The organism is Streptomyces sp. NPDC057099 (genome assembly GCF_042671245.1).
Lineage (GTDB): Bacteria > Actinomycetota > Actinomycetes > Streptomycetales > Streptomycetaceae > Streptomyces > Streptomyces purpurascens.
In genome coordinates this window covers 1-22,419 of sequence record NZ_JBHUTX010000045.1, presented here as the reverse complement: position 1 = coordinate 22,419, position 22,419 = coordinate 1, and the positions used below count along the sequence as shown (strand labels likewise).

24 protein-coding genes are annotated in these 22,419 nt (G+C 68.3%); 6 read left to right on the top strand and 18 right to left on the bottom strand.

Translation table 11 applies throughout. From position 1 onward, the window contains the following. Positions 1–49 precede the first annotated feature (49 nt). Together ACFT4A_RS34465 and ACFT4A_RS34460 are read left to right on the top strand one after the other, a co-directional pair. Positions 50–1,324: a cation:proton antiporter gene (locus ACFT4A_RS34465; RefSeq protein WP_382838285.1), complete on the top strand. Its 1,275-nt coding sequence runs from the start codon at positions 50–52 to the stop codon at positions 1,322–1,324. Next, positions 1,321–1,896 (top strand): nitroreductase, encoded by a 576-nt coding sequence (locus tag ACFT4A_RS34460; RefSeq protein ID WP_382838282.1) that lies wholly within the window; start codon positions 1,321–1,323, stop codon positions 1,894–1,896. Before ACFT4A_RS34465 ends, ACFT4A_RS34460 begins: the two co-directional genes overlap by 4 nt. A 502-nt stretch (positions 1,897–2,398) precedes the next feature. Here the strand turns inward: ACFT4A_RS34460 and ACFT4A_RS34455 are convergent. The 16 genes from ACFT4A_RS34455 to ACFT4A_RS34380 form a co-directional block, all read right to left on the bottom strand. After that, the gene (locus ACFT4A_RS34455) at positions 2,399–3,712 is read right to left on the bottom strand and encodes a transcriptional regulator (protein WP_382838400.1); all 1,314 of its coding nucleotides are present in this window, start codon (positions 3,710–3,712) and stop codon (positions 2,399–2,401) included. Between the two features lie 73 nt (positions 3,713–3,785). Continuing rightward, entirely contained in the window at positions 3,786–3,944 is a 159-nt protein-coding gene (locus ACFT4A_RS34450) for a hypothetical protein (RefSeq protein ID WP_382838280.1), read from the bottom strand. 165 nt (positions 3,945–4,109) lie between these two features. Further along, positions 4,110–4,235 carry an FxLD family lanthipeptide gene (gene fxlA / locus ACFT4A_RS34445; RefSeq protein ID WP_382838277.1) on the bottom strand — a complete coding sequence of 42 codons (126 nt, stop codon included), beginning with the start codon at positions 4,233–4,235 and terminating at the stop codon, positions 4,110–4,112. Positions 4,236–4,249: 14 nt separating this feature from the next. Next, the gene (locus tag ACFT4A_RS34440) at positions 4,250–4,717 is read right to left on the bottom strand and encodes a DUF6082 family protein (RefSeq protein ID WP_382838274.1); all 468 of its coding nucleotides are present in this window, start codon (positions 4,715–4,717) and stop codon (positions 4,250–4,252) included. A gap of 64 nt (positions 4,718–4,781) precedes the next feature. Beyond that, positions 4,782–5,951 carry a GntR family transcriptional regulator gene (locus tag ACFT4A_RS34435; protein ID WP_382838271.1) on the bottom strand — a complete coding sequence of 390 codons (1,170 nt, stop codon included), beginning with the start codon at positions 5,949–5,951 and terminating at the stop codon, positions 4,782–4,784. Positions 5,952–6,117: 166 nt separating this feature from the next. Further along, the gene (locus tag ACFT4A_RS34430; RefSeq protein ID WP_382838268.1) at positions 6,118–7,347 is read right to left on the bottom strand and encodes an acyl-CoA dehydrogenase family protein; all 1,230 of its coding nucleotides are present in this window, start codon (positions 7,345–7,347) and stop codon (positions 6,118–6,120) included. 58 nt (positions 7,348–7,405) lie between these two features. After that, on the bottom strand, positions 7,406–7,963 hold the full coding sequence (locus ACFT4A_RS34425) for a GAF domain-containing protein (RefSeq protein WP_382838265.1): 558 nt from the start codon (positions 7,961–7,963) through the stop codon (positions 7,406–7,408). After that, complete coding sequence (locus ACFT4A_RS34420; RefSeq protein ID WP_382838262.1) at positions 7,960–8,592, bottom strand: ATP/GTP-binding protein; 633 nt, start codon at positions 8,590–8,592, stop codon at positions 7,960–7,962. Before ACFT4A_RS34420 ends, ACFT4A_RS34425 begins: the two co-directional genes overlap by 4 nt. Further along, entirely contained in the window at positions 8,546–8,950 is a 405-nt protein-coding gene (locus ACFT4A_RS34415; protein WP_382838259.1) for a DUF742 domain-containing protein, read from the bottom strand. The genes ACFT4A_RS34420 and ACFT4A_RS34415 overlap by 47 nt, the downstream gene beginning before the upstream one ends. Next, entirely contained in the window at positions 8,937–9,416 is a 480-nt protein-coding gene (locus tag ACFT4A_RS34410; protein WP_382838256.1) for a roadblock/LC7 domain-containing protein, read from the bottom strand. Before ACFT4A_RS34410 ends, ACFT4A_RS34415 begins: the two co-directional genes overlap by 14 nt. A gap of 85 nt (positions 9,417–9,501) precedes the next feature. Beyond that, positions 9,502–11,019 (bottom strand): ATP-binding protein, encoded by a 1,518-nt coding sequence (locus ACFT4A_RS34405; RefSeq protein WP_382838253.1) that lies wholly within the window; start codon positions 11,017–11,019, stop codon positions 9,502–9,504. Between the two features lie 668 nt (positions 11,020–11,687). Then, positions 11,688–12,536: an SAM-dependent methyltransferase gene (locus ACFT4A_RS34400; RefSeq protein WP_382838250.1), complete on the bottom strand. Its 849-nt coding sequence runs from the start codon at positions 12,534–12,536 to the stop codon at positions 11,688–11,690. Next, complete coding sequence (locus ACFT4A_RS34395) at positions 12,526–13,698, bottom strand: methyltransferase (protein ID WP_382838247.1); 1,173 nt, start codon at positions 13,696–13,698, stop codon at positions 12,526–12,528. The genes ACFT4A_RS34400 and ACFT4A_RS34395 overlap by 11 nt, the downstream gene beginning before the upstream one ends. Then, positions 13,695–14,186 carry a response regulator transcription factor gene (locus ACFT4A_RS34390; RefSeq protein WP_382838244.1) on the bottom strand — a complete coding sequence of 164 codons (492 nt, stop codon included), beginning with the start codon at positions 14,184–14,186 and terminating at the stop codon, positions 13,695–13,697. Before ACFT4A_RS34390 ends, ACFT4A_RS34395 begins: the two co-directional genes overlap by 4 nt. 300 nt (positions 14,187–14,486) lie before the next feature. After that, positions 14,487–16,433, bottom strand: coding sequence for a glycoside hydrolase family 15 protein (locus tag ACFT4A_RS34385; protein WP_382838241.1), 1,947 nt, complete (start codon positions 16,431–16,433; stop codon positions 14,487–14,489). A 310-nt stretch (positions 16,434–16,743) separates the two neighbouring features. Beyond that, positions 16,744–17,253, bottom strand: a complete 510-nt coding sequence (locus ACFT4A_RS34380; protein ID WP_382838239.1) for an ATP-binding protein — start codon at positions 17,251–17,253, stop codon at positions 16,744–16,746. A 129-nt stretch (positions 17,254–17,382) separates the two neighbouring features. On the opposite strand from ACFT4A_RS34380, the gene ACFT4A_RS34375 reads away from it, so the two are divergent. After that, a complete protein-coding gene (locus ACFT4A_RS34375; protein WP_382838237.1) occupies positions 17,383–18,624 on the top strand; it encodes a helix-turn-helix transcriptional regulator in 1,242 nt (413 codons plus the stop codon). Between the two features lie 63 nt (positions 18,625–18,687). On the opposite strand, the gene cutA is transcribed toward ACFT4A_RS34375, so the two are convergent. Then, positions 18,688–19,014 (bottom strand): divalent-cation tolerance protein CutA, encoded by a 327-nt coding sequence (cutA, locus tag ACFT4A_RS34370; RefSeq protein WP_382838234.1) that lies wholly within the window; start codon positions 19,012–19,014, stop codon positions 18,688–18,690. A 522-nt stretch (positions 19,015–19,536) separates the two neighbouring features. Between cutA and ACFT4A_RS34365 the strand changes: the two genes are divergently transcribed. Continuing rightward, positions 19,537–20,019, top strand: coding sequence for a lamin tail domain-containing protein (locus tag ACFT4A_RS34365; protein WP_382838231.1), 483 nt, complete (start codon positions 19,537–19,539; stop codon positions 20,017–20,019). 340 nt (positions 20,020–20,359) lie between these two features. Further along, entirely contained in the window at positions 20,360–20,821 is a 462-nt protein-coding gene (locus tag ACFT4A_RS34360) for a hypothetical protein (RefSeq protein ID WP_382838228.1), read from the top strand. Between the two features lie 565 nt (positions 20,822–21,386). Here the strand turns inward: ACFT4A_RS34360 and ACFT4A_RS34355 are convergent. Beyond that, positions 21,387–21,836, bottom strand: coding sequence for a hypothetical protein (locus ACFT4A_RS34355; protein WP_382838225.1), 450 nt, complete (start codon positions 21,834–21,836; stop codon positions 21,387–21,389). A gap of 233 nt (positions 21,837–22,069) precedes the next feature. Between ACFT4A_RS34355 and ACFT4A_RS34350 the strand changes: the two genes are divergently transcribed. After that, on the top strand, positions 22,070–22,419 hold a 350-nt coding region (locus ACFT4A_RS34350; protein WP_382838398.1), incomplete at its 3' end, for a transposase.

Below are 22,419 nucleotides of genomic sequence, written 5' to 3'. Positions count from 1 at the left end.
CCAGGTCGCCCTGCCCCCGCGAGCACCCGCCCCGACTTCTGGAGCCCTCGTGCCCGACCCGCTGCTGCCCCTGCTCCTCGCCGTCCCGGTCGTGGTCCTCGCCTGCCAGGCAGGAGGCCGCGCCGTCAGGCTGCTCGGCCAGCCCCCGGTCATCGGCGAAATCCTGGCCGGGATCCTGCTCGGCCCCTCCCTGCTCGGCTGGCTCGCCCCCAGCGTCCAACACCACCTCCTTCCGCCCTCCGTCCTGCCCGTCACCTCCGCCCTGGGCAACCTCGCCCTCCTCGCGTTCCTCTTCCTGATCGGCCTGGAACTCGATCTCCGCTCGCTGGGCACCACCCGAGGCGCGGTCGCCGCCGTCAGCCTAAGCGGCGTGCTGCTCCCCATGGCCCTCGGCACCGCCCTGGCCTCAGCGCTCTACCCGCACTTCGCACCCCCCGGGGTCAGCCGACTGCCGTTCACCCTCTTCGTCGCCGTTTCCCTGAGCATCACCGCGTTTCCGGTCCTCGCACGGATCCTCGCCGACCGTGGCCTGGAAACCACGCATCTGGGCACCTTCGCTCTGACCTGCGCCGCCACCGACGATGCCCTCGCCTGGTGCCTTCTCACCGCCGTCGTCGCCCTGTCCACCGCCGGTACCGCGCTGTCGGCCCTGACCACCCTCGCCCTCACCGCCGCCTTCGTCGCCGGCCTCATCCTCCTGCGCCCGGTACTGCTCGCCCTGCTCAAGCGGGCCGGCAGCACCTCCGACGAACTCGTCCTCGTGCTGCTCTTCGCAGGACTGTGCCTCAGCGCCTACACCACCGACCGGATCGGTGTGCACCCTGCCTTCGGCGCCTTCCTGTTCGGCGCCGTCGCACCCCGCGGTCTCGCGGCCGTGGAGCGCGGCGCCGCCCGAATCCGCGCCGTCGTCCTGCCCCTCCTTCTTCCTCTGTTCTTCGTCGACACCGGCCTGCACACCGACTTCTCCGCTCTCCCGGCCGGACAGTGGGGCTGGGGCGCGGCGATCCTGGCAGTCGCCGTCATGGGCAAGTGGGGTGGCGCGGCCTGCGCTGCCCGGCTCAGCGGCTCCGACTGGCGCTGGTCGGCCGCGGTCGGCACACTCATGAACTGCCGGGGCCTGACCGAACTCGTCGTGCTCGGCATCGGCCTCCGGATCGAGGCCATCAACGAGCAGTTGTTCACCCTGCTGGTCATCATGACCGTCATCACCACGGCCGCCACCGCCCCGCTCCTCAAACGCGTGGCCGGAGACGACCCGAGGATGACCCCGCCGCCTCCGCAAGGCGATCCAGAGCGCGACGCAGCCCGGGAGACAACCGGATGACCGCGCAACCGGACCCGGTTCTGCGGGCGGTCCTCGCCCGCCGCAGTGCCGCTCGTCTCACCGATCCCGCGCCCAGCCGCGACGACCTGGAGCGCCTCGTGCAAGCCGCGGCCACCGCCCCCGACCACGGGCGTCTTCGTCCCTGGCGGCTGGTCCCCGTGATCAACGACGAGCGGGCCCGCCTCGGCGAGGTACTCGGTGAGGCAGCGACCTCACCGGAGCAGGCCCGACGCGCCGCCGTAAAGCCGCTGCGCGCCCCGATGCTCCTGTCGATCGTGCACTGTCCGGTGCCTGACCATCCAAGAGTTCCAGAGTGGGAACAACTGGCCGCCACCGCAGGAATGGTCACCACCCTGTCGCTGCTCCTGCACAGCCACGGCTGGGGCGCGATCTGGCGTACCGGCGCGGCCGTAGAGGCTCCCCAGGTCCGCAAGTACCTCGGCCTCACCGACGGGGAACAGCTGCTGGGATGGCTGTACGTGGGAACCCGTACAAAGTCAGGAACCCTCCCAGAACGACCGCCATTCGACCCCGCAGACAGGATCACTTGGTCCGCCCACGCCAGCGAGTGAGCGCCACACACGCCGCGCTGCCTTCTAGGACACACCTGCCAGCCCCTAGCGCCAAGCCAAGCTGTCCACACCAATTCCTGTCGAAGGCCCCCGATCTGGCATCGGCCACCGAGCCATCGGCGTCGGCTCCATGACCGCGGGGCGGACTCCGGCTGCCTGCCGGGCTTCGTAACACCGCGAGTCAGCAGTCCGCCATTCGGGCGCCGACGCAGCCGTTCTCGACAGAGCACCGATCTGCCAGAGTAGAGGCATGGCGACATTCGACCGCCCGCACCGTCTGGGATTCGCGGGCATCCCAGCTCTCGGGTCGGGGCTGCTCACCACGGCCTCGTGCGCGGTGATAGGCATCCCGCCGTCGCCCTGGGCCTGGTTGGCGGCGGCGGCCGGCGGCGTGTGGGGATACTGGTACGCCACACGATGGGTAGCACCAGCCGGCCGGTAGCAAACGAGGTTCACCGACCTTCATGGACCGCGAAGGCGTACTCCGACCTCAGGGCGGGGCTCAGAAGTCGTCAAGGGGCTGGCCCGCGGTTAGCCGGTTGATGCGATCGGTGAGTCGTCGACTGGCCAGGTGACGGGAAAGCTGGACAGCGCGCCTGGTCAGTGCCGCATGCTCTGCCACCTCGCCGCGCAGCCGGGCCAGTTCGGCCTCTGTTATCAGCAGTTCCAGCGCGTCTCGAGCGCGGTCCGAAGGACACGCCGATGCCTGTTTCAGCGCCTCAAGTCCTTGATCGGCAAGACCAGCCACTACGAAGGCCCAGGCAGCCTGCCCCTCCAGCTCACGGCGGTCAAACCACTCCAGCCAACTGGGGCCGTCCGACCGCTGCGCACGGTTGAAGAGATCTCGAGCCCGCTTCACCGCTCCCACGACATGGTCAGGACGGCTATTGATCGCCCAGGCCCGGGCCTCTGTGACGCAGGCGTAGGCTTTGACCAGAGGTGGTGTGCCCTCGGCTGCCAGCACCGCGCTCCGCGCGTCCGCCAGAACTTCTTCCCGCCCGCCCTGTGTGGCGGCAAAGCGAGCCTGGTGAATGTGCACGCGAGTGATACGGGCACGGTCGCCGATCGCCTGAGCCAGACGCATCGACTGCAGGTCGTATCGCTGAGCCAGGCCGGGAAGCCGATCGTCGTAGGCCATCGACGCCATCGCAAGGACCGCGTCCACCACGCTGCCGTACAACCTCCGCCCGGTCCGAGCTGAGAAGGTGCCGGCCAGCATCGGCGTAGCATGCGTGTCCATCAGCGAAGCGAAAACGCCACGGTACGCACCGCCACCGTGCTGGGAGTCCAACCTCCCGTAGATCCTCGTGTGCTCGTCAATCAAGTCGATGTCGGCCGCGGTGACCTCGTGAGGGCCCCGTCCGCCGATGACAGTGTCTGACGGCATCACCAGTGCCTCGCGTGAGGCAGGGCCGAACACACGCGCCGAGACGGCGCTCTCGACTACGCTGCGCCGGCGCATGGCGTCAAGCGACCACAACTTGGACAACATACGCACGGCGTGCGGGACGTCCCGGTACTCAAGGGCCTGCGCCGCGATCAGGTCAGTGTCGGACGGCCAGCCCAGACTCTCGGGGGTGACGGACCGGTGGAGCGCTGTAGACAGCACATGACATGCGGCAGCTGCGAGTTCGGCACCAGGGATGGAGCCCTTGCACCACCGCGAGACCGTGCTCGGACTCACCGTGTAGGGCAGGCTCATCACCTGGCACCGCTCAGCGATACGGCGCGCGAGGCCGCTGATTGACCAGCCCAGCGCCTCCAGGTGCTTGTGTAAGACCTCGTTTCGCCCGTCGCTCTCTGATCGCACGCGCATCATCGTGTCGCCCCCCGCATCGGCGTCCAGCAGAGGGCGGCACCGGGGCGGAAGGGTCTTCGTGCCTTGCTGATCATGAAGCGGCTACCGAAGTCGCAGGCGGGGAAAGCTGGCAGCCCTGCGCAGCGGAGTCAAAGCGCGTAATGCAGTCCCAGTCCAAGCCGGTCTTGCCGACCAGGGCGGCGGTGTGCAGGTCGTCGATGACGGCGTAGTCCTCGATGTCTTGAGGCATAGGTGGTAGGTCCGTCCGATCTCGGTGTGCTGCGGCAGCCTCGCCCTCGTGCAGGCTTGGTCCTACGTGCCCTGTCACCGCTCTCCCTTCTTCTCTTCCCTCGTGACGGACGGGTGCGGGACGGACGGGAAGATCCGTCCGTCCCGCACCGCTAGGTCGGCCGGCTTACGTGGCGCTGCAGGCGCTGCCGCAGGCATCGCCCGTGCCGCACGGCAGGACCGTCTCGGTTGCTGGTGTGCCTTTGATGAAGGTGATGTCGAGCCTGAACGGGACGGTCGACTCGGTGGTCACCTTGCCCCGCGTCTTCAGACGGCTGCGGGCCGCTCCTTCTGGTGGGACTTCGCGGCCTGGTCCAGGACCTCGGTGAAGCGCTTGGCGCGCTCGTCGCCCTGGGTCTCCTGGGCACGGAGGATTCCGAACCGGTCCCAGTACCTCCTGCAGACGTCGCTGCTCATGACCAGCGAGGCGTAGAGCGGCAGTTGTCCGTCGCGGACGAAGCCGAGGCGGTCGCGCCGGCCGAGGGCGCACAGGAGCTGGTTGGCATTCAGAAGCTGCATGTACTCCTCGACGTCCATGTCCTCGGGCGCCCAGAGCTTGGCGAGGTCGGGGTTGGTGGACAGCCGGTCCAGCCAGTCGAGCTGGTTCCGGGTGACGATCGCGTCGTTCTGCTCGGCCTGATGCCGCGCGCTCTGCCCGAGCCGGGCGGCACTGGCCAAGGCGGTAGTGAGGGAGACAGCTGCGCCGGCAATGAGGACGGCGGTGGTGAGCTTCATGAATCGACGGTCCTTTCTCAGGGGGGGGGTGTGGATCCTGCGTGAGCTGGAAGACGTCATCAGGTCAGGCGAAGCGTGGGTGCGCCGGTACGGACGGATGAATAGGCCGCTGCGGATCCGGGCGGCCGGTGTTGGCCGCGTGTAGGTCGTAGACCTCGCGGACGAGGGCTCCCAGGCAGGCCGCGCGCCAGGTCTGCTCCCACCTGTTGGAGGGTTGTTCTGCGAGCGCAGTGGCGGCGAGTCGCCGGATGGTGGTCCGTGCGTCGCGGTCTCGCGGGTGCTCGTGCAGGTTCCGTATGGCCTGCGAAGCGAGGTGTGCCCCGGCGGTGACCAGAGTGCCGGAGAGGTCGTGGGCCTTGCCGGGGTCCGGCAGGGTGCGGCTCGACCACGAGGTGTGTGTCTGGCTGCATGCCGCGAGGATGTCCTTGCCGGTCAGCTGGAGGCGGGGACGGGCATGGCGGTTCAGTTCGAGGATGAGGTCGTCGAGGCTGGTGGGTGCGGCCACGGAGAAGGGTGGGGAGGGGTGCACGAGGGTGCGTCGGCCGCGTTCGGTGATCAGCACCTGCTGGTCCGCGAGCAGGCGAAGCGCACGGGAGACGTCGGGGGTTGAGGAGACCAGGCTCCGTGCCAGGGGCTGTACGGGGGTCAGGGCCGAGTTCGGCGGGTAGACGCCCGACTGGATGAGGAAGCGCAGCCACGTGGCGATCTGCTGGGGGCGGTCCTCGGGCATGGAGGATCCGGCTACCCGGGCTCGCTTGGAGGGGCTGATGGTGATCAGCCCTTCGCGTTGAAGATCCTGCAGGGCCAGGTCGACGCGCTCGACGGTGGGAGCGCCGGTCTCGGTCGCGATGCGGGTTGCCGCCAGCAGGCTCCCGGGCGGGTAGGTGCCGCTGCTGATGGCGTGGCGTACCCGGTCGGCGATGTCGCCCGCGCTGGGTCCGGGTCGCTCGGCCTCCATCAGGGCATGCAGCAGGCGGCGTGCGGCACTGACCAGCGCGACGAGGTCGGGCCGGGGCAGGCACGTGCCGCTGGGACGGCGAGCGGCGCTGATCATCGCGCGCCAGTGCGTCTGGTGGGAGGGCGAACGTTCTGCTTCGCCCATCCGCTGCTCTGCGAGCGGAAGCCAGGGCTCCACCGTCTTCCAGATCGTCTCGCGGTCGCGGTCGATGCCCGCAATGGTCTGACCGGTGAACTGGGTGGCCGCCCGCCGCAGCGAGGTGAGGGAGGTCCTCAACTGCAGGTACTGCGGCGTGGGCTCCGATCCTTCGGCTCGGCTGGATCTACGGGTGCTGGGCGGGACGGTCATGTTGCTCCGAAGGCAGAGTCGGGGCGTGAGGGGCTGGCCGGGAGGCCGGCGTTGTGGCGAGGGGTCGGGCACTAACGGAGGGCAAGGCTTGGGCTCATGTGGTGGGGCGGAAGAGTGAGGTCTTGTCGGCGAGTCGTTCGGACCACTGGATGGGCGGTGCGCCGAGTTCTGTTTCGGCCAGGCGTTGGCGCTGGACTTCACCGGTTCCGGCGGGGGCGTAGGTGTGCTGGATGTCCCGCCACAGCCGCTGGAGGGGGTAGTCCGTTCGCAGGGCGTGGGCGCCGTGCAGTTCCATGGCGTCCTGGGCGGATTCGACGGCCCATTTGTGGTTGAGGTACTTGGAGTTGATGAGCACGTCGTCGCAGCCCTGGCCTTGGTCCAGCAGGAGCGCGGCGCGGTGGGCGAGTTCGCGGCAGGCCATCAGGCGCGCTTTCATGCCGCCGACCCGGTCGCGCAGGACGGGAAGGTCGGCGAGAGTGCCGCTGTAGCGGCGGCGTCGTTCAAGGAAGCGGGTGGTGCATTCCATGATCGCTTCGTGGATGCCGAGGGACAGCGCAGCGAGGTTGGGCCGGCCGTAGAGGATGCTGCTGCTGTAGGCGATGTCCTTGCCGTCGCCTACTTCGCCGATCACGTTGGCCTCGGGTACGCGCACGCCGTCGAAGGAGAGCCGGCCGAAGCTGAAGCCGTGCAGGCCGAGGGCGGGCTTGTGCGGTTCGACGGTCAGCCCCTTGCGGTCGTCCTCGACGAGGAAGGCGGTCAGGGCGCGCGAGCCGGCTGTGTCGGCGGACGCGGTGCGGGCGATGACGCAGTGGACGTGGGCGAGGTGGCTGTTACCGATGTGTACCTTCCTGCCGTCGATGACCCAGTCGCTGCCATCACGGCGGGCGGTGGTCTCCATGCCCAAGACATGGCTGCCGGCTTCCTCCTCGGTCACCGCGATCGACAGCAGCGTCTGACCGGAAGCGACCCGGGGCAGCACGAGAGCCTTCTGCTCGTTGCTGCCGAAGTGCACGAGCACCGATACCGGCAGTTGGCTCGCCTGCAGAATGGCGCCGGCCGCGCCCGAGACCCGCGCCATGCTCTGGATCATGAGCGTCTTGATGAGATGTCCCGCGTGCATGCCGCCGTACTCGCGGGAGATCGTGGCTCCGAACCAGCCCTGCTCTGCCATGAGCAGGGCCAGGTCAGGCTCCACGTCGTGCGGGCAGGACTCCATACGCTGGACTCGCGGGGCGACTTCTGCGGCGGCGAACTCGTCGAAGTGCTCAACGAGGGCTTCATAGTCCGGCACGAGGTCCGGAGTCGTGGACGACATCGTGGGCATCACTGTCTCCCTCTCGGGGTGGTGCTCGCGGGTGGTGCGGCCATGCGCAGCGGTGCCTCTACTGCGGCGCGTTACGCAGGGAGAGGGCGTCCCCCACGAGGCCCGCGTGGTGCCCGACGAGCTGCCAGTGCTCTCGGGCCGCGGAGCGCGGAAGCGGCTCGGGGCCGATGACGCAGATAGTGCCCAGCACCGTGTTGGTGTGCCGGTCGATGAGAGGGGCGCCGGCGTACCAGCGCACCCCGAACTCGTCGATCACCGGGTTGCTGGCGAACTCGGCGTAAGCGAGGGTGTCGTACAGGACGAAGGGCTGTCGCAGGACGGCGACGTGCGGGCAGAAGCCGTGGGTGTAGGGCATACCGCGCCCCAGCAGGGGCAGGTCGCTGCCGGTCGGGTTGGCCACGCCGACGAATACCTGCTCGTGCTCTCCGAACAGGTTGACGATGCCGTAGGGGGCACCGGCCTCATCTGCCAGCGTCCTGGCGAAAGCGTCGAGCGCGCCCACGGGAGGAGCGGCCGGGTCGAAACCGGCCGGCAACTGCGCCCCCCAGTCCAGACCTTGGTCCGGGGTGAGCAGGGCAGACGGCCGGCCGAATCCGGGGCCGGGGGTGTCGTTCACAGGGGGGCTCCTTGGGATACGCGCGTGGGATTGCGTTTGCGGGACAGTGCGCGTTCGACGAGGTGGGACAGCACGTCGGCCACGGAGGCGGTGCTACGGGCGTCGCAGAGCAGAACCGCCACTTCGTCGGGCAGCTCCAGGGCGGCGCGAACTTCGTCCGGGGTGTAGTGGTGGGCGCCGTCGAATTCGTTGACCGCGACAAGGAAGGGCGTTTGGTGGTCCTCGAAGTAGTCGACCGCGGGCCAGCATTCCTCGAGCCTGCGGGTGTCGGCGAGGACGACAGCGGCGACGGCTCCCCGGGTCAGCTCGTCCCACATGAAGAAGAAGCGGTCCTGGCCGGGAGTGCCGAACAGCAGCAGGACCACGTGTGCGGGTGGGGGGAAGGTACGGCGTCCGAAGTCCATGGCCACGGTGGTTCCCGTCTTGCCGGCCAGGAGGGAAAGGTCGTCAACGCCCGCGGAGGCGGCCGTCATCAACGCTTCGGTGCGCAGCGGCGCGATCTCCGAGATGGCACCGACGAATGTCGTCTTGCCGACGCCGAATCCTCCCGCCACCACGATCTTGAGCGCGGCGGGAGCGGTGTCAGCACGAGGGGGCGGGCTCGACGGCGAGATTGCGGAGTCCCTCAAGGACGGCCTCCAGGAGTGAGGTCTCGGCGGGGGCGCTGGGGCTTGATGCAACGGTGATCAGGGCGCCGGCGTCGATGAGCCGGGACAGGATGACTTTGGTGATCTGCAGGGGGACCTCGATCAGGGCGGCGATCTCGGCGACCGTCGTCGGCTGTCCCCGGCACATCTCGATGGCACGCTGGGTTTCCGGCCCGAGGGTGATGGCCACTCCGGTGTCCTCGGCGACCAGCATCGTCTGCACTTCCAGTGGATGACTGGGAGTCGTCTGGCCGTCGGTCAGGACGTAGAGGCCGGGAACCTCGGCGTCCTCGCATGTCCATGCCTGACCGCCGAAGTCCTCCACGTCACTGGCCGGCACCGGGGTGCGTTCCGCTGACACGGGCCTGCGTGCTCAGCCGTTCCCCCATCCGCTTGATGGTCTGCACCATCTCGTAGGCGACGGCGCCCTCGTCCCCATCCCTCGTGGTCCACACCCCCAGGACGCTTTCGACGCTCAGCGACACCTCCGGCGCGGTGCGTCCGGCGCGCATCGCGAGCGCGGAGAAAGTCTTGTGCTTCATCAGGACCTGTTCCAGGTCCCGGCCCGTGCTGCCGTTGAGCTCGGCGACACCGTGCGCAACGCCGTGCATGCCAGAGATGACCGCGGCCATCCGGTCGGCTTTCGTCTCGGCTTCCTTCTCGTCGCTGTCCAGGCCCGCATAGGCCAGAACCAGGCCGTCCTGCGAGGCCAGTACCACTCCCACCACATGGGGCAGGCTGACCAGCGGCTCGAACAGCCAGCCCAGGACCTGCCCTGGCCGCCTCGTGCTCGTCTCGTCGGTCATCGAGAATCTCCGTATCTCCGTACCGGGTACGGTCGGCGCCTCAGCGAACCGGGCGCAATGCGTGGGGGATTGAGGCCGTAGTTCTCTAGTCCGGGGGATGGTTCGACGGCCCTGTCGCACGGAGTTGTGGAGCGTCGGCGCTCCAGTCCTGCTCCGCGCGGCGGGCCGCTCCGGTGATGTTGGACACGAAGTCCGCCTGGGGCGGGGCGGGCGGTTCCTCGCGCGGCGCTTCGACGACGGCCTCCTGGCGGGGTTCCTGCCGCTTGGGCCGCTGGGGAAGCACCGGTCTCCCCGGCGGGGTACTGCCTGCCGAGGCCATGTGGCCGACTGGGGCAGCGGCCCTTTCCGGTGTGCGCACCGGCGCCTGCCGGGGCCCGGTAGCAGCCGAGTCCCCTGCCACCGCGTTGCCCGGGCGAGTTCGGTTCACTGCCCGCGGCCGTGGACCACCGCGGGCCGCGCCGGCGCTGGGAGAAGCCGGGAGACTGCCGACCCGGTGTCCGCGCACGGGTTCGGCCTGGCCCGGCTGCTCCAGCAGGCTCCAGGGCACCACGACGAGAGCTGTTGTACCGCCGGTTATGTTGCTGCGCAGCTCGACTTTGATGCCGTACCGGCGGGCGAGCTTGGCGACCACCAGCAGTCCTACCTGGCGCTGCCTGAGCCGCTTGGACAGGTCCGAAGCCTGCGGGTCGGCCAGCAGACGGTTGGATTCGTGCAGCAGGTCGTCGTTCAACCCCCAGCCACGGTCCTCGACCTCCACGGCCAGCCCTGCGCGTACCGGCTCGGCCCGCAGGAGAACCTTCGTCTCGGGCGGCGAGCACAGCGTCGCGTTCTCGGCCAGCTCGGACAGAATGTGGATCACATCGGGGCCTGCGACACCAGGAACCTGGGCAGGCACTTTAGGCAGAGGGATACGTACCCGCGCGTACTTCTCGATCTCTGCTGCGGCTCCGCGCAGCACGTCCAGGACCGGGACCGGCTGTGCGACCTGCCGCGACTTCGTCCCTCCCAGCACGGCCAGGCGACCCGCCGACCGGCGGATGCGCCGCAGCAGGTTGGCCAGATCGAACAGCGTGTGCAGCTCGTCGGGATCCGACACGTGCTGCGTTCGCTCTGTCACGATGCCCAGGGCGCGCACGACGAGCGTCTGAAGGCCACCTGCGAGGTAGACGAGCGTCGACGCCAGCTCGACCTGCCTCCGGTTCATCACCGCATTCCAGGCTGCTTCGTTGGCCCCGATCAGGACAGTCTCCACCTCGCGCCACGGGTCATTCGACGCCACGGCCGGCACCCTTGCGCCGAAGTTCGGACGCTCGGGCTGCTCGCCGCGATCGAGCTGTTCCAGCAGCACGCTGATGGTCGCCTGGCCGCCCTCGGCCTGTGACTTGTAGCGGCGTAGCCAGCCCTGGGCCCGGTCGTCGTGGATGGTGCGCTGCTGGTGCAGCTCGGCCGCCATCCTGATGGCCAGGCGGTCGAAGACGACGATCACACCGCCGCATCCCAACGCGGCGGCGGGCACCAGCCATCCCGCAGGAATGCCACCGAGCGCGTGGGCAGCCCACGCCGAGGACAGCACCACCCCGGTGAGAACTGGGCCGAGCACCATCAGCCGCAGCCGACCCCTCAACCCCTTCTCACAGCTGAGGGGCTCAGCCCCGCGTCCACGCCGACGATGGCTTACTGGACGCGGGTATGACTGATCAGACATGGGTGACCTCGCGGAACGTGGCCTTGGCGGGCAGGAAGGGACGTCCGGCAGCGGCTCGCCGCCGAGAACAGGACTGGCCGTGAGAGGACTTGGGTGGGGAAGGCCGCCGGGGCACGCGCACCAGGTCCCCGCCGACGGGGGAGACGGCGTACGGTCTGGGCCCACGAGGATGCCCCGACGGCCGGTCTGTGGGTGGATCTCGCTGATCGTCTCGGCCACCGTCGGCACCACATAGCTGATGCCCGAAGGGTTCCGCGTGCCCGACGGATGGAGAGTCTGCGCAGCTGGTGACCACACATTGGGTTCGGGCGCGGCAAAGGCGGGCCGTCATACCGGCTGAGCCGGGAAACAGGGCGGGCACGGTGTCCTCCGGGGCGCAGACTTGTCGTCTTGCGTCATGTCCGCGACGCCCGGGTGACCGTTTCCGGCCTTCCATGATTTTAGCGGAAAACCAGAGAAGTAAGCGATGGTCCGGCAGTGTTCGGGGCCAGTGAGGACGGGCGCAGAGCACGACCGCGCTACCGGTCCTCCCACGCTGTGGTGGCACGCTCTGATGAAGGTCAAGCTCACTCATGCCGACCCTGCTTCCGCGCCATGCCCACGTACGACGCGGCCTGAGGATGCATCGGGTATTCCAGCGTCATCGTCTGGGGCTTGGCCAGCCCTGGTGGAACGAGCTGCCAGCCTTCGAACACCGACATGATCTGCTCTTTCGTCCGCGGATAGACGGAGCAGCCGGCGCCCGTCATCAACTTGGCCGTCTTGCGTGCGGGCTTTCCGGCGAAGTCGGCCGTGGCATGCGTGAGTACGAGGGCACTGCCCGATGCGGCGACCTGCTTGTACGCGTTGACGAGCGCGGCAAGGCGGTGGGCCGGCGTGTCGTTGACGTGGTGGAGAACGCCGCCGAAGAGCAGGATCACGGGCTCCCGCCAGTTGATCGTCTCCAGGATCTCTCGCGACGCCAGGACGGTTTCGGGCTCGCTGATGTCGGCCCGCAGATGGGCGACAGCGGCCGGCGCGCTGGCCTTCACCAGTGCCCTGGTGTGGGCGTGCACCACCGCGTCCTGGTCGATGCACACCGCTCGTGCGTTCGGATGGACGCCGGTGATGACGTCCACGGGGTTGGGGGAGTGGGGCAGTCCGCAGCCGAAGTCGACCAGCTGCCGAACGCCGGCGATGGCGAGGGCCTGGACCATCAGGAGCACGTACCTGCGCTCGTGACGGACAGCGCTCGGCAAGAACGGCATCCTGGCGACGGCCTGTTGAGCCACGTCACGGTCGATGGCGTGGTTGTCCCGCCCGCCGAGCAGGTAGTTGTGGATCCGGGCGCTCGATGCTCCGTTCAGTGAACTGGTCGGCAGCGCGTCGGGGACTCCGGGACCGGACGGGATCATCGCCGGGTGGTCAGGACGCATGAGGCTCCGCCCCCTGGGTGGGCAGAAGGGCGTCGGGAAGGCGCCAGGACGAGCCGTCGGGCGTACCGAGCCACAGGGTGTGTTCGGTTTCCGTGATGGTCACACCGAGTTGCTGAACCTTCGGTTCCCCGGCCGCATGCCACTGGGCCAGGGCGTCGAACATGACGGCGCCGAGAGCACGTGGCCCCCACTCGTGGACGGTGCCCGGGCCGCACAGGAAGACCACCGCCCTCGACGCCCGGTGGTCATGAACACGGAGACGGTCGGCGACTTCCCCTTCGAACTCCGTGGTGCCCCGCACGACCTGCATCCTCAGGTCAGGACTAAGGAGACCGGCGAACAGACGCGCGTCGGGCGACAGTGCCGCCCGCGTTGCGTCCGGGGCCTGCGAGGTCCGTGGGGACGCTGGCGACTCGATGAAGGGAGCGTCGGCGGGGCGCTGGTTGCGCAGCCACAGTGCCTGCGGCGCCGGTCCGGCATGGAAACGACCACTGGCCGACAGGCCGTCTCGTGCCACCCGCAGGGCGAGCAGCGTGCTGGAGCCGCTGAGGCCGGTGCGGACCGGCAGACACAGCCGGCCACCAGGGCGAACTCGGGTCACCCATTCCCACGGAACGCGTCGCACAGCACGATGGGCAAGGAGCCCGTCGAACGATCTCGCCGGCCCAATAGCCCCGGCCTGCAGCTCGCTCACCACCTGTACCCGCGGGTAGCGTGCCAGGCGTTGTTGTGCGCCTGCGGCGAGGCGCATGGTGTCTGCGGCCGTGACGACCGCACCGCCCTGGAGGTGATGGTCCAGCAAGGCCGCCGTCCAACCACTGTCCGTGCCGATCTCGGCGATGGCCATACCCGGGGTCAGTGCGAACGCGGCCAGACGCGCGGCGACGTCCTGTTCCGCGGGCATCACGCCCGTGACGATGCCGGGGCCGCCCTCCTGACCGTCATCAATATCGAAGACGACTGCTTCGGCGCGGTGGATGAACTTAGCCCAGTCGCCCGCGTTCTTGTTCCTGTCCACCCGGCGCCAGCGCCCGCCGCGGTGGGTGCGGATCACTGCGGGCGCGAAGTCCTGCCGACGATCGCATACGAACGCGTCTCCCGCATGCCGGTGGACGCCACCGCTGTCCGGCCGCGGACTGCCGATCTCTGTGCGGGCGTTCATGAGGGGCCTGCCACAGAGGTCACGTCGCGAAGAGCTTCACGGCCAGCCGCTGGGCCGAGGAGGCCGAACTGCCAGCCGCGTGTGACCGCGTGCGCGGCGGTGGAGGCGCCCAGCGCGCGCAGCGTGCTCCGAGCGTCCTTACGCACGTCGGACAATCGGCGCCGTTCGCCGTCAGCCATCTGCTCGACGGTCTTGCCGGCCGCGAGTCCATCCAGGATCACGCGCTGCCCGTCAGACAGATGGACCTCACGACGCAAGAGCACCGGGGTGTCCAAAAGTTGCTGCCGGTAGGCGAGTTCCACTATGGCGGCACGCTCGACGGCCCCGAGCCTTCGGCCGATCCGGACGACGTACGTCTTCACGGTGCGCTCGGACACGCCCATATGGGACGCCGTCTCCGCGGTCGTCTTTCCCAGGGCGATGCCCAGCAGGGCATCCCGTTCCTGAGGGGAAAGCGGCGGTGTGAGGGTCCCGTCCGGGGCCGGCATGGTCATACTCCTTCAGCGTTCTGGTGAGGCACGGTCTTGGTGAGGTGGCTGCTCACCCGGGTTCTGCTCGCGGCAGTGGTCTACGGCCCGGTGTAGAGCTGCACGACGAGGGCGGTGAGGCCGAAGTGGGCAGGCTGATAGCGGCGGCGAGCAAGACAGCGCCCCAGTGCAGGCGAGCCTGCCGAAGACCGAGCCGGAACCACCCTGGAGGGGCCTCATCGCCCCGTCGGGCCTCCTGCTTCGGCGCGGGTGCAGAAACAGAGCGAATCAGGTCAGGGTGAGAACCGAGACGGGGCCGGGTCATGCCGATCCCTGCTCGGCTCGCTGTGATGCTCCGCGCGGCGCAGGAACAACCTCAAGGCGGGTGCGGGAGCGCGGGTGCACGCCCGACTGCTTCCACGACCCTGCTCTCCGCATGCCCTCACGGACGCGCATCGAGTCAGAACCAGCCCCCGAGTCAAGCTGCTGAAGCAGGAGCGCAGACCCGATCACTCCGATGTGGCTGTACGCCTGCGGGAAGTTACCCAGTTGCCGGGCGGTCGCGGTGTCGTACTCCTCGGCGAGCAGACCGAGGTCGGTGCGCAGGGCCAGGAGCCGGTCGAAGAGAGCGCGGGCTTCGTCCAGACGGCCGGTGAGCGCGAGCGCGTCGACCATCCAGAACGAGCAGAGCAGGAAGGTCCCTTCGTCACCGTCCAGGCCGTCGAGCCCGACGCGGTCGCCGGCGGTCGGGTAACGGCGTACGAAGCCCTCCGGGGTGGACAGCTGCTGGCGCACCGCCTCCACGGTCCCCAGCACACGAGGGTCGTCCGGCGGCAGGAATCCCACCCGGGGGATCAGCAGCAGGGCGGCATCGACCTCCTGCGATCCGTAGGACTGGGTGAAGGTGTTGCGGACCGGGTCGAAGCCGCGCGTGCACACCTCGTGGTGGATGGCTTCGCGCAGGTCGGTCAGAGCGGACAGGCCAGCGTCCAGGGCGCCGGCCTCGACCAGACGGATCGTCCGGTCGACCGCGACCCAGGCCATGACCTTGGAGTGCACGAAGTGGCGTCGCTGCCCGCGGATCTCCCAGATGCCCTCGTCAGGCATCTGCCACCGCTCGGCGAGGTGCTCGACCAGCCGCTGGTGCAGGACGGCAGTGTCACCGCAGCGGGCGACCCCGCCGAGGTGCGCGAGATACAAGGTGTCGATCACGTAGCCGTACACGTCGAGCTGCAGCTGGTCCGCGGCTCCGTTGCCGATCCGGACCGGGACCGAGTTCTCGTAGCCGGGCAGCCACCCCAGCTCCCGCTCCTGCAGATCCCGCTCCCCGGTGATCCCGTACATGATCTGCAGGTTCTCCGGATCGCCGGCCACGGCCCGCAGCAGCCATCGCCGCCACGCCTCTGCCTCACGCTGGTATCCCGTCCCGAGTAGGGCGCCCAGGGTGGTGGAGGCGTCACGCAGCCAGGTGTAGCGGTAGTCCCAGTTCCGGCCGCCGCCGATCTCCTCCGGCAGCGACGTGGTCGGCGCGGCGACGATGCCGCCGCTGGGCGCGTACGTCATCGCTTTCAGGGTGATCAGCGACCGGACAACGGCTTCCCGGTACGGGCCGTTGTAGGTGCACCGGCTCGCCCAGTCCACCCAGATTGCAAGCGTCTGGGCGAGCGCGGTCTCGGGTTCCGGGACCTCCGGCGCGGCCCCGTGCGAGGGGCCCCAGCTCAGGACGAACGCGACGCTCTCGCCTGCGGTGACCGTGAACGAGCTGACGATCGCCCCGTCCTTTTCACCCTGCCCCGTCGACGTGTCGAGCCACAGAGCGTCTCCGCCGGCCTCGGCGATCATGCGCCCGCCCAGCTCATGGATCCACGGGCTGACCCGGCCATATCCAGGACGGGCGCGCAGCGTGGAGACAATCGGCACCTCGCCGGACACCCCCTCCACAATGCGGATCACCTGAGGTGCTCCGTCCCGCGGCGGCATGAAGTCGGTGACCTTCGCGCTGCCGGTGGGCGTCGTCCACACCGTCTGCAGCACGAGGGACTCGCCGACGTAGCCCCGTTTGGCCTTCACATCGGTGTTCTCGAACGCTGCGGCCGGTGCTATCCGCCACGCCCCGTGCTTCTGCGTACCGAGCAGCGCAGTGAAGAGGGCGGGCGAGTCGAAGCGCGGCAGACACAGCCAGTCGATCGAGCCGTCATCACAGACATGGGCACTGGTCTGCATATCGCCGATCAGGCCGAACTGCTCGATACGCGGAAGACGTTTCATCGTGTGGGTCTCCGTTAGGCCCCGCGAATCCGGGGATAGCTTCAGGGCCGCCGAAACGGCCGGCGAACTGTTGACGAGGCGAGTCACCGGTGCTCAACCGGACGGGGGCGGCGGCTCAACCCGAGTCGGCGTGGGTTCTCCGCTCGTCGGCGGGGATTTCCTCGAGCGATCACCGCGAAGAATCAGCCACGCCGTGGGACCGAGGATTAGGACGATCAAGACCGCCCCGGTGACGGTCATGTCCGAGGCACCCACGCGGCCAGAACCAGACAGGCCAAGAGCGTGGTCGGGGGCGAGGTAGTGGTCTGACTCAAGCCGCAGCCCTCGCGTCCCGGAACTCGCACCACGTTTCCTTGCCGCTGCTCTCCCACGCGTCCGCCATCGCGTCGACAAGCTGGATTCCGCGACCGGATTCATGGTTGGGCCCCGCTTGCTTGAGTACAGCTGGGGCCGGGCTGTGGTCGGTTACAGATACGCGCACCACGTCGACAGTCACACCGATCCGGAGCGAGACTTCGCCCTCACCGTGAACCACGGCGTTGGTGACCAGCTCCGAAACCGCCACTTCGACGAACCCCGCCACCGGTTGCGTAACACCGCACCGCCGCAGGAACGCCCTGGCTGTCTGCCGTATCTCCCCAACTGCGCTGAGTTCAGGGAGAAACGCCGCCTGACAGGCATGGGATGTCGTCGGCAAGCTGGCTCTCGCTGACGTGCTGCGCGTGTCCTCCTGAACCGACGTCACGCCGGACACGGCTGCTGTGGCCGCAGAGTTTCGGGTGCTCCCGCCGGGCGGGGTCTCCTCTTGGAGCCTGGTCATGGGGCTATCGCATCGCTTGGCGACGCCATCGACCAGGGGAATCCCGAGGGGGAAAAATCTGTCAAGGGGGAAACTGAGGGGGGAGATGAGGCCATGATTGGCTTCCGCCCACCAACAGAGGTCACACTCATGCCAGATCCGTTCGCCGACCTGCTCATCCGGTTGCGGAAGGATGCGGGCCGGTCGCAGGAGAAGCAGGCAGACGCGATCAACGCTGTCTCCGGCCGGGACACCATGACCCGCCGAGAGATCAGCCGCTATGAGAACTTCGAAAACATCCCCACAAATCACACAATCGGCCATATCGCGGCGGCCTGTGGTGTCCCCTTCGAGGATCTACAGCGGGAGGCTCAGGCTGCCCGCGCTCGGAAGCGAACGGGGCAAACCAATGCAGGAGAGGGTGAGGAGGACGTGAAGCGTCGCACGCTGCTGGGCGGCGCCGTTGTGAGCGTGAGCGCGGCTGCCGAGCCTTGGGGGCGCCTCGCCTTCGCCCTCAGCAGGGGGGCCAAGATCGATTCGCCCTCCGCCGTCGCGCTCATCGACCGAGCCGCTGAACTGCACGTCCAGGAACTCAACCTCAGCGCCCGCCGGCTCCAAAGTAGGGTCGAGTCGCATCTCGACGCGATTACTGCGGCTCTGCCCCGTGCGGGCGAGCACGAACGGGCTCTCACCATCGCCGCCGGAGAAACCGCAGCCCTGGCCGGTTGGGTGGCCTGGGATCTGGGCGAGCAGGACAAAGCCGATGCCTACTACGAGGTCACGTCGCAGTGCGCGGCGATAGCCGGGCACCCTCCCCTCCGAGCGCTGGCCCTGACCTACAGCAGCTATGGCGCCTCGACGCCGAAGGCCAAGCTGGAGATCCTCTCCCAAGCGGCCAGCGACGTGCGAGGCCACGGCAATGCGACCGCGGCGGCCTGGATCCTCGGCAGGCACGCGGAGGAAGCTGCGGCAGCCGGCGACGAGGCGGGGGCGCTCCGGGCGCTGGAGCGAGCACGCTTCGCCTACGACTTTGCGGATCACACCAGCGAGCAGGCGTGGGTCCGGTTCGTGACCCCGTACCGAATGGACTCGTTGGCCCTCTCCGTATACGGGCAGTTGAAGCGATCAGAACTCACCGAAACAGCCGAGAGCGCAATAGACCGCCTCGGAGATGAACTCCCGGACGGCGGTGTCGTAGTCCTCGGCGACCTCGCCTCGGCCCTGCTGCGTGGAGGTGACGTCGATCAAGGCGTCTACGTGTCACGCCAGTTCGCCTCAGCGGCGCAGGCCAAGCCCAACACGATGGGCAAGGACCGCGCAGCGACTATCGCCGCGTCGCTTCCCGACAGAGAGCGAGAACTCGCCCTTCACCTCCGGCGGTTCGTGTCCTGAGCCCGCTCGCGTGATGCGTCGGAAGGCTAAGGACGCGAACGCCGTCGGACAGCCCGTCGCTCGTCAGTCCCGTGTCGTCTCATCTACAACCCAGGACAGGTACGCCTCGGACCCGCCGGTCACGGGCAGCGTGACCCACTGGGGAACGTCGTACGGGTGCCTCTCGTGCAGCCACGCCTCCAGCGCCGGGAGACGGTCCGCCGTCGTCATATACGAGATCCGCCACTCCTGCGCCGTCTCGACCTTTTCCTTCCACCAGTAGAAGGCGGTGATCGGCGCATCAATGTGAACGCCCGCTGCCAGCTTGCTCTCGACCGCCCCCCGCGCCAGTGCTCTTGCCTGCTCCTCGTCGGCGGTGGTCGTCTGCGCGATCACGATGTCGTAGGCCATGCAACTACCTCCCCAGCTCGGTTACCACGACCTTATCCAGCGGTCAGAGGCAATCCGAAAGTCGGTCGCTGCTGGTGAAGCCGGATTGTTCGGCGAGGGCACCTGCTGCAACGAGGTCATCGCCGCGAGCGTGCCGTCCACGCACGTACTCAGACGCGTTCTCCAGGTCAGAACCCGAGTGCGCGGCAACCAGCCTGCTGTTACTCACTTTCGGGTGACGGCCCGGCCCCTTGCGGGGTGGCGCAGCGTGGCAGAGAGATGCCTCGCCTCAACCCCCGCACGGCCTGTCCGCCTGTCAGCGCGTCAACATCACGCAAGGGCGATATAGATGGATGTTACATCCGAGAGTTACGGAAAACCTGACAACAGGTAATAGAGGTCATGTTTTCCCCTCATCTCCTCCACGGCGTGGACAGAGTGTGCGGGCGGCCAGCCGGCCGTCACCGACACACGACACCCGACTGCCCGGGCAGCCCGCAGGGGCCCCTCCGGAGGTCGGTGTCCGCACCATAAGGGGACCTCTTGTCCGCTTCCGTTTCTGTCACCGCTCGCCGTATCGCCGCCGCCGCGCTCGCCGCCGGTGCTCTGGTCTCGGTGGTCACGCTGCCGGCGTCCGCCGCCGACCACCGTCCCGAGCGGTCGAAGGTGGAGATCTCCGACGTCCAGTACGACTCCCCCGGCCGTGACGATGGCTCCAACCGCTCCCTGAACCGTGAGTGGGTGGAAGTCACCAACACCGGCCGCCGCACCGTCAACCTCGACGGCTGGACCCTGAAGGACGAGGACGGCCGCACCTACACCTTCGACCACTACCGCCTGGAGGGCCGCGCCACGGTCCGCATCCACACCGGCCACGGCCGCGACACCGACACCGACCTGTACCAGGACCGCCGCCGGTACGTCTGGGACAACCGCTCCGACACCGCCACACTCCGCAACGACCGCGGGCGTTTCGTCGACGACGAGTCCTGGGGCCACCACGGTGGTGGCCACCACCGCCGCTGACCCAGCACCGCGTGCGTGAACTGACCACTCCACCCACGCCCCGATAGAACACTGACGCACCCGGCCAGGAAGGCCGGGTGCGTCAGTGTTTGGCGGTCAGGGACACCCGAAGGGACAAAGAGCTCCATGGGCAGGAAGAAGGCCGGTCCGCACGGCAACGCCAGGCCAGAGAAAGTCCAGCCGATTCAAGCACGCGTCCGGCAAGCCCGTGCGCATGTACCGCCGCTACCACGCGCCACTGGCGCCCCTCAGACTCACGTGATCATCCCCAACCCATCGCGAGAACGACGGAGCCCTGATAGCCCCTCCAGACTAGAGTCCCAGGTGGCAGGCTCGCTCCATGGCAGATGACGTTGTGGGGAGCCAGGTCGCCGACCTTCGGGCCGAGTGCGAACAACAAGCCCGGAAGAACCGCTTCCGCCGGCAGTTCTGGCGGTTCACTCATGCCGCGCTTGGACTTCCGGCTGCCGTGCTGGCCGGGATCTCGGGCGCAACGGGGCTCTCTTCTGCAGATGCCCGTATCCCGGCGGCCGTACTAGCGCTCGTCAGTGCGGGACTTGGCGCTGCTATCGCCTTTCTGAAGCCGGAGGTGCATCAGCGAGCGGCTCACGCACGCCGCAGGGCCTACCTGGCATTGGAGGTGGAGGCCCGCTTCGCGCTAACGCAGGCGGCCTCCAGTGGCGAGCCCGTACCTCTGATCGTCTACAGGAATCTACTGGAGCGCCGAAGGATGATCATCGCAGGTCAGCTCGACGAACTTGTACAGCGGATTGCTGTCGGAGGAGCGGCGGCCGACGAATGAGGAGCCGTGTGCGAAGGGTCTTCCGGCTTCCGGAGGCGGGCCAAGGGGATGTCGTTCTGGCTATGCCGTGCACCGATAGCCGCAGTCAGCAGTGGCGGGACTCCTCTCGCGCGGTGCCGACTTCGTGATGGTCCGCGAGTGCAGCGACGAAGCGCGGCAGCGTTGGACGGTCGAGCAGTGACGCCGTAGCCACCAGACGAACAGCACGTCATGGATCATGCGGCCCCGCGAGACCCTCACCGCGAGCCAGGACCAGTGGCTGATGGAGGTCCGGGTCGCCTGCCCGGACATCACCTGGGCCTGCGACCTCGCCCGCGCGTTCGCGGATCTCGTCCGTCACTGGCGCGGGTACCTGCTGCTGGAGTGGATCCGGCAGGCCGAGCAGGACGCCCCGAAGCCGATGCAGGGCTTCGCCGGCTTCCTCCGCCAGGACCTCGCCGCCGTCACCGCCGGCCTTACCCTCCCGTGGAGTTCAGACGTCGTCGAGGGTCACGTGAAGGGTGAAAACACTCAAGCGGGCCATGTATGGCCGTGCCTCGTTCGAGGCTCCTCCGGACCCGCATCCTCACCCGGCCGGCGATGCCCCTTCAGCGGGCCTCTGGCGGTGAGGAAGGTTGACCTGTTCATGCAGGAGAGCTGCAGCCTGGAGGTCATTGGTGACCATCACATGAGCCAACCTGCCCGCGACTGTGATCACGTTGCTCCAGGCTGAAGCATCTAGATAGACCTCGTCCGGGGCACCGCGACCTACTTCTTCCTGCACGGTCGAGTAGACCTTGCTCAGCTCCTTCATGAGCGCGACTTCTTCCTCGGTCCGCAGGCTCTTGCCCAGCCACGGCGCCGGATCGTCTGCGTTGCAAAAGTCGTCGAACAGGACGGTGACCACGTAGTCCAGGTCCTCGAACTCCTCCGGCCGCAGCCAGACATCGCGCTGCCACGAGGGACTCGCAAGGGCGAGAACCGCTGGCACAACATGAAGTCGGAAGGCCGGGAACTCAATGCCGTGATCCGTCACGTCCCGAGCCTACTGACAGGGTGAGAGACAGCACCCGCTTCCCGGTGCGCCTGTTCACGAGACACGGTCAGAGCGGCTTCAAGAATCCCCGTCAACGGCCCGGAAAGCTCCTACAGCTCCTCCGGCACCAGCCCCTCTAAGAGCTCGTAACACGATCTTGTTGAAGTGTGCTGGTTGGCCGTGACCGGTGTGACGATTTGGCCGTTCGTGACGGTGTGAGTACTCGGCCGTGGATCGTGGACGACGACTTGTGGGCGCTGATCGAGCCGCTCCTGCCGCCTTGGCCGGAACGGTCTCCAGGGCCTCGGCCGGTGCCGCACCGGCTCTGTCTGCAGGGCATCCTGTTCGTCCTCTACAACGACGTAGCCTGGCAACTCCTGCCCCTGGAGCTGGGCTTCGGCTCGGGGCAGACGTGCTGGCGCCGACTGGACCGGTGGCAGAAGACAGGAGTCTTCGACCTGCTGCACCGGGTCCTGCTCGCCGGACTGAACGCGGCCGGCGAACTCGACTGGTCGCGGGCATGCGTGGACGGCTCCCACATCCGCGCGAAAAAGGGGGGCCCGACACCGGTCCGTCGCCGGTC

Excerpts from the sequence above, each read along its gene's own strand:
- cutA (WP_382838234.1), bottom strand. The coding sequence starts at position 19,014 with ATGGCCTACGACATCGTGATCGCGCAGACGACCACCGCCGACGAGGAG.
- ACFT4A_RS34440 (WP_382838274.1), bottom strand. The coding sequence starts at position 4,717 with ATGAAGCTCACCACCGCCGTCCTCATTGCCGGCGCAGCTGTCTCCCTC.
- ACFT4A_RS34405 (WP_382838253.1), bottom strand. The coding sequence starts at position 11,019 with ATGGTGCTCGGCCCAGTTCTCACCGGGGTGGTGCTGTCCTCGGCGTGG.
- ACFT4A_RS34380 (WP_382838239.1), bottom strand. The coding sequence starts at position 17,253 with ATGACCAGGCTCCAAGAGGAGACCCCGCCCGGCGGGAGCACCCGAAAC.
- ACFT4A_RS34460 (WP_382838282.1), top strand. The coding sequence starts at position 1,321 with ATGACCGCGCAACCGGACCCGGTTCTGCGGGCGGTCCTCGCCCGCCGC.
- ACFT4A_RS34360 (WP_382838228.1), top strand. The coding sequence starts at position 20,360 with ATGGCAGATGACGTTGTGGGGAGCCAGGTCGCCGACCTTCGGGCCGAG.
- ACFT4A_RS34375 (WP_382838237.1), top strand. The coding sequence starts at position 17,383 with ATGCCAGATCCGTTCGCCGACCTGCTCATCCGGTTGCGGAAGGATGCG.
- ACFT4A_RS34430 (WP_382838268.1), bottom strand. The coding sequence starts at position 7,347 with ATGCCCACGATGTCGTCCACGACTCCGGACCTCGTGCCGGACTATGAA.
- ACFT4A_RS34450 (WP_382838280.1), bottom strand. The coding sequence starts at position 3,944 with ATGCCTCAAGACATCGAGGACTACGCCGTCATCGACGACCTGCACACC.
- ACFT4A_RS34390 (WP_382838244.1), bottom strand. The coding sequence starts at position 14,186 with ATGCCGGCCCCGGACGGGACCCTCACACCGCCGCTTTCCCCTCAGGAA.
- ACFT4A_RS34455 (WP_382838400.1), bottom strand. The coding sequence starts at position 3,712 with ATGCGCGTGCGATCAGAGAGCGACGGGCGAAACGAGGTCTTACACAAG.
- ACFT4A_RS34410 (WP_382838256.1), bottom strand. The coding sequence starts at position 9,416 with ATGACCGACGAGACGAGCACGAGGCGGCCAGGGCAGGTCCTGGGCTGG.
- ACFT4A_RS34395 (WP_382838247.1), bottom strand. The coding sequence starts at position 13,698 with ATGAACGCCCGCACAGAGATCGGCAGTCCGCGGCCGGACAGCGGTGGC.
- ACFT4A_RS34400 (WP_382838250.1), bottom strand. The coding sequence starts at position 12,536 with ATGCGTCCTGACCACCCGGCGATGATCCCGTCCGGTCCCGGAGTCCCC.
- ACFT4A_RS34385 (WP_382838241.1), bottom strand. The coding sequence starts at position 16,433 with ATGAAACGTCTTCCGCGTATCGAGCAGTTCGGCCTGATCGGCGATATG.